This window comes from Oleiphilus sp. HI0079 (assembly GCF_001635105.1).
Map to the genome: position 1 here is coordinate 1 of NZ_LWFT01000627.1, position 5,459 is coordinate 5,459.

The window sequence follows — 5,459 nt, forward strand, 5'->3', positions numbered from 1 at the left end:
ACAAAGCGAAGTCGAGATGCAGTACGAAATGGGGTTTCGTTGGGAATTATTGGCCTTCTTAGGCGCGGGGCGTATTGCAAATGATCTCGATGATATCGGATCTTCAAATAGTTTGATTAACAAAGGTGCGGGTTTTCGATATCACGTCGCGCGTCGATATGGTTTTTTCATGGGGCTGGATTTAGCGCGAGGGCCAGAGGATACGGTGTGGTACATTCAAGCAGGATCTGCTTGGTAATGATTTATTGGATGGCTGGTTGGCTAATGGTTGGCTAATTGTTGGCTAAGTCAGGATAGGGATAAAAAATGAAACGAGTTTTGGGCGTGGCGTTGCTGCTGTTTTCGACCTCCATTTGTGCCTTTACTTTCGTGAAGGAAGTCACTGAACGAGAGCTGCAAAATCGGGTTGAGGAGATGATGCCGTTTCAGCGAAAGACCTTGTTCGGGATTATTTCCATTGCGCACCCGAATGTTCGACTTTATGAAGACGAGAATAAAGTAGGAGTCAGTGCGCAAATCGAGACCTTGGCGCCGAACGGTTTGAGAAGTAGCGGTACGATTGGTGTCAGCGGTACGGTCGTGTATGAAAAAACGGAAGGCGCATTTTATATTCGCGATGCAATCATCAACACTTTGGTTATTGATGGTTTAACAGAGCAAGGCACGGCGTTGATAAAGCCCTATGCGCAGGGGTTAATCTCTGGCGCTTTGCGAGCTAGTCCTGTGTTTGTTCTGAATGATGAGAATGCGCAACAGAGGCTTGCCAAGTCGAGCTTGCAGTCTGTTGAAGTAAGAGACGGAACGTTGAGAATAAAGATCAAGGCATTCCAATAAGTGCAGTCATGTTTACTGCTCGGCTTTCGCGAAATGTCTTGGTATTATCGATGGATTTTTGAGTGTCAGATATATTTACACTTTGGAGATATCTACCGCTCGCGCCTTTCTATAAGTTAATGAGTTAAAAGGTTTTTTTATTGATGGTTTGCTTCTTGCTGATACCTCGGTACTCGTTTGGTCAGGATGATCAAGTATTCTTGTAGTTAAGTAGTAGGAATCGTAAAAAATGAAAAAGATATTAGCGATGATCGCACTGGTTTCTTTGGCAGCAGGCGCGCAGGCGGGTCTGATTGAGGTGCAAGGCGGTGAGATTTATACGGCGCCAACGAATAATAATTTTGTCTCAGGTGATGATTACAACATTGGCGGAAACGTCTTCGCGACGACTGCGGTTGATCTGACCTTTACGTATCTGGGGCATGAAGCGGGCTACAACAACGATTTCTTTTTTCAAAACGATAGCTATAACTTGAACAACAAGTCCAACGCAGTTGGTAACAGCTTGAGTGTTTCGAATGTTTCGGCTGGCTTGTTGGATTTTCGTTTCTATGCGAATAACATTTCGGCGGGTTTAGCGAATGGTGAGAACAAGGATTTCGGTTCTGCTCAGTCTTTTGCGGTAATGCTTGATTACACGTTTGGTGGCGTTTTCTACGATGCCGTCCTTTATTGGGACGATTCTGGTGCTGGTCCCGATGACAATCATGATGACCATATTATCGGTTTAAATGCAGTTGCTGTTCCTGAGCCGGCAACACTTGCGTTGTTCGGGCTAGGCCTTGTCGGTCTTGTTCTGGCGCGTCGTCGACAACAGTAACACATACTGCTTGATTTGTTTTTTAGCGTCGCACCCAGATGGTTGCGGCGTTAGATAACGCCAGGCTCAGATCTGAGATAAAAAGCCCGCTTGATAGCGGGCTTTTTTGTGCCTAAGACGTTCTGGGTGCATTTTGTTCTGAATGCGCAGCGTCGCCACGTTCCGGGTGTTATCCCTGCACCCCGACGTGCGTTTCTGTAAGCGTAAGGGGAAGGCGAGTATTGCGTTTGTTAGAACGTTGGGGTCGCTCTTATGTTGTGAAGGTTGGCGGATACGCGCTCAATGGCGCGGAATCTTGGGTTGTATTGCACGCAGTGCGCTCGTTTGAGTGGAGGTGATTGATCGCGTTAAATGGTCTAGCTTGTCAGATGAAGCTGCACGAATGTTCGGAGTCTGATCTTCAAAGTATGTTTTGAAAGAGTTGCGTTTGAGAGATGACTTTCAAGGTTCAAAGTTCAAGCTTTAAGGTTCGAGGTTCGAGGTTCGAGGTTCGAGGTTTAAGGTTCAGTGCTCACTATTTGAAGTGCTGGTATGCGGTATTTCAGGCAAAGAAAAAGGCGCTAGAGAATGCTCTCTGCGCCTTTTAAAGCTGTTCGGTTTGGCGTTACTTAGATCGACGGCGTGCGCCAGCTAAACCTGCAAGGCCAAGACCCATGAGTGCTAGTGTTGCAGGCTCTGGGACTTCTGAAACACTAACGGCATCGATAAAGTTGCCGACGGTGCCAGCGCTTGGAACGATCGACGTGAGCATCAGATACGTTTCGCTACCTGTGCCAACAAAATCGTTGAGGTAGGTGTTCCAAACATTGAGGCGGCTGTCGAGCACTACGTCGAGAAGATGTGTGCGGCTCGTTAGGTCACCGGTAAACAATTCTAATCGGAATGATTCGCTGTTACTTGAGCGAGCACGGTATGCTAGTGATACGTCGTATGCTGCACCTGTACTCGTTGCAAAGCTTTGGTAAATCGAGAAGGCAGTTCCATCGTAAGGGTGCGCGTTCAATTCTCCATGCTTTGAGCCTTCATAAGAGGTTACGCCATTGAAGCCTGAAGCCCATACTTCAATGTTGTCGCCTTCCCAGCCACCAATATCTGAGTAGTAGGTCCAACCATTCGTGATTGTTGAATCTTCAAAGCCGCCATTGGTGATCAAGGTTGCATTGGCGATTGAACTGACCGTTAAGGCTGCTGCCGCCACTAAACTTGCTAATTTCATTTTCATATCCCTATTAATACTACGTTTACAACAGAGCTTAGATAAGCAATTAGTGTACCTAGTTAGTTAAGCTACTGATCTATAAGTAAAGTGTTGCTCATTTGTTTGTTTGAATGGTTGGATGTGTAAACTTTTTCGACAGTCTAGGTTTTGCTTTCTCTGAGTATGCTTTTTTTGATTCGTCGTAAGCCCAGAACCGCCGTTGCAATGCAAATTGGCACGGCGAATCCCACGATTAAATAACTTGAATCTATTACGCCTACTGCCTTAGCGGATTCAGCTGCGTACTTCACAAGGCCAACCAGATAGTAGGAAATGGCTGCGACGGATAAACCTTCAACGGCTTGCTGCATTCGAAGTTGCAGTTTTCCGCGATGGTTCATGGATTGCAGTAGACGCTGGTTTTGAGATTCAATCGTCAAGTTCATGCGCGTGCGAAGAAGTTCGCTTGCGCGATCAATCCTGCTTGATAGTTCATCTAAGTCTTTGCTGACGGTATCGCACGTAAAATAGGCTGGTTTGAGCCGCCGAGTTAGAAATTCATCAAGCGTCTGCAGCCCGCATACTTCTGTTTCCTCTAGCTCTGCAATGCGGCTCTTCGCTATGCGGTAGTATGCCTCTGTTGCGGAAAACCGGTAGTGCGTGTCGGAAATCACTTTTTCTATGTTTGCGGAAAGTTCGGTGAGTAGACTCATCATCCGCCGCTCATCTTCTAGGTCTTCAATGGCATCAATCTGTGTGATGATCCCTGCAAGTTCAAGGTTCATTCCACGAATTTTGGGTGCAATTTCTTTCGCAATCGGAAAGGCCAGCAAGGCCATCATGCGATAAGTTTCTAACTCAAGAATCCGTCGAACCAGGCGGCCTGTTTGGCATGGGTTTAGATCATGATTAAAAATCAGAAAGCGGCCCATGTTGTCGCTGTGAATACGATAAGAAGTCCAGATTTGCGCTCGCTTTTCATGCACGAAACTGCTGATTAATCGATGGCCCTCAAAATGCCCTCTTAATGACTCGATATCGATTTTTTCCGGAGGTGCTTCGATGTCGATGTGCAAGCCACTGATGACTTTCCCGGGTAGTCCAGCCAACCACTCCTCTGGTAATGGAGAGATGCCTGTCCTCTCAAATGGGGCGCTTTCAACATGATGAATGAAGGTGTAGGTAGAAAACTCGGTATGGCTTTCCCAGCGAAACTCAAAGCTTCCAAAATCTTGGTAGTAGCATGTCGCATCCGAATTGGGCTGAGGAGCGCTAAAGCGCGCGCACAAGTCACGGATATGTTCATACTCCTGAGCACGGGTTAGCTGGCTCTCGCTATCGTCCTTTGCGTGAAGAACCGTCAATGATGAGACGTGGGCGGGACTCGCTATGACTGGAAATGGGCGAGTGTGTAACTCGTTAAACAGGCCTCCTCGATGAGGATGAAATTGTAGAGATAATGTCATGAAGGTTCTTCTAAGCGTATTTTTTGGCAGTATTTAGCGTTTGTTTTGTGCAAAAGGCAATATTGCTTCATCATTTCTGCTTTGGCGGGTAGCTTAGTAGAGCTGGATTGAGCATCGATCACAAATGTGGCATAAAGGTACCTGAATGCACCAAGCGTTAGTAAGTGACAAAGACCTTTGTCGCTAGGTTGTCTGGGCGAATAGCAAACCTTTTATCAAAGGAGTAAGACTTTGAGCGCTTTGCAATCTCTCGGTGTTAAGAGCCTGGGCAACATTGACCACTACACTGTTCGTTCTGAACGCGATTTCGATGTTTTGAAGATTTATCACCGGCGGGAGAAAGGTGATCTCTTCCAAAAAAGTGAAAAATTCAAATTTCACCGTTCCATCAAGCCCCAAAAAGACTTCTCTAGTGATGATTACAGGCAAGTCAGCGAAGTATCGCCTATGCTTGTCAAGGTGATGGACGAGCTAGATACCATCACTCAGAAAGATTTTGTCGAACGTAATGCGAAAGAAACAATTCTGTCGGATTTGCGTCATCTTGAAAAAGTGGTCGCAAACAAGGTCGCAGAGATTGAACAGCAGCTTGAGAAGCTGTAGTTCGAGGCAGGTACGAGCAGCGAAGTGTTAAGGCATTTAGAGAGAGAGTGGGTTTTGCAGGTTTTTGGGTTGATGGTACTGTTTCTGTCGATTCTGTTGTGTGCAGGGCAGGGTCATGCAGACGAAGGCAACAAAGAGCTGCGTCTGGGCATTAGTTTGTCTATACCTCCTTGGGTTATCCGTGAAACCGATAGTGGCTTAAAGCTGGATATCATCCGTAAAGCGCTCGAAGGCAGCGGTTATAATGTCAAAACGGTTTATGCCCCCTATGCTCGAGCCTATGAGCTTTTTGAGCGAGGGAAAGTAGACGCGATTATGAGTCCCGGTGCGCCGATTGTAGATATCGGCTTCCTCTCCGAACCGGTCGTTAACTTTCACAACGTTGCAATCAGTCTGAAGAAAAAGGGTTTTCCTGGAAACCTGCCATGGTCGTTCTTGCATGATAAATCGATTGTTGCCTTTCAAAAGGCGAGCCTCTTGTTGGGCAACGATTTCTCTAGCCTTGTGAAAGACAATCCTTTGTATGAAGAAATTGGTC

Annotated in this window: 5 protein-coding genes and 2 pseudogenes; 5 read left to right on the forward strand and 2 right to left on the reverse strand. The window is 46.5% G+C overall.

Features of this window, described 5'->3' with window-relative positions:
- The 3 genes and pseudogenes from A3750_RS26090 to A3750_RS26840 form a co-directional block, all read left to right on the forward strand.
- Window positions 1–238, forward strand: a pseudogene (locus A3750_RS26090) (glyceraldehyde-3-phosphate dehydrogenase); the annotation flags it as partial.
- 68 nt (window positions 239–306) lie between these two features.
- Complete coding sequence (locus A3750_RS11340) at window positions 307–834, forward strand: DUF1439 domain-containing protein (RefSeq protein ID WP_068450766.1); 528 nt, start codon at window positions 307–309, stop codon at window positions 832–834.
- A gap of 229 nt (window positions 835–1,063) precedes the next feature.
- Window positions 1,064–1,654 carry a PEP-CTERM sorting domain-containing protein gene (locus A3750_RS26840; protein ID WP_068450763.1) on the forward strand — a complete coding sequence of 197 codons (591 nt, stop codon included), beginning with the start codon at window positions 1,064–1,066 and terminating at the stop codon, window positions 1,652–1,654.
- Between the two features lie 604 nt (window positions 1,655–2,258).
- On the opposite strand, the gene A3750_RS11350 is transcribed toward A3750_RS26840, so the two are convergent.
- The gene (locus A3750_RS11350; protein WP_068450809.1) at window positions 2,259–2,870 is read right to left on the reverse strand and encodes a PEP-CTERM sorting domain-containing protein; all 612 of its coding nucleotides are present in this window, start codon (window positions 2,868–2,870) and stop codon (window positions 2,259–2,261) included.
- Window positions 2,871–3,013: 143 nt separating this feature from the next.
- Window positions 3,014–4,318: a DUF3422 family protein gene (locus A3750_RS11355; RefSeq protein ID WP_068450755.1), complete on the reverse strand. Its 1,305-nt coding sequence runs from the start codon at window positions 4,316–4,318 to the stop codon at window positions 3,014–3,016.
- A 231-nt stretch (window positions 4,319–4,549) separates the two neighbouring features.
- Here A3750_RS11355 and A3750_RS11360 point away from each other — a divergent pair, with 231 nt between their 5' ends.
- On the forward strand, window positions 4,550–4,921 hold the full coding sequence (locus A3750_RS11360) for a DUF3461 family protein (protein ID WP_068450752.1): 372 nt from the start codon (window positions 4,550–4,552) through the stop codon (window positions 4,919–4,921).
- A gap of 24 nt (window positions 4,922–4,945) precedes the next feature.
- A pseudogene (locus tag A3750_RS11365) lies at window positions 4,946–5,459 on the forward strand (hypothetical protein); the annotation flags it as partial.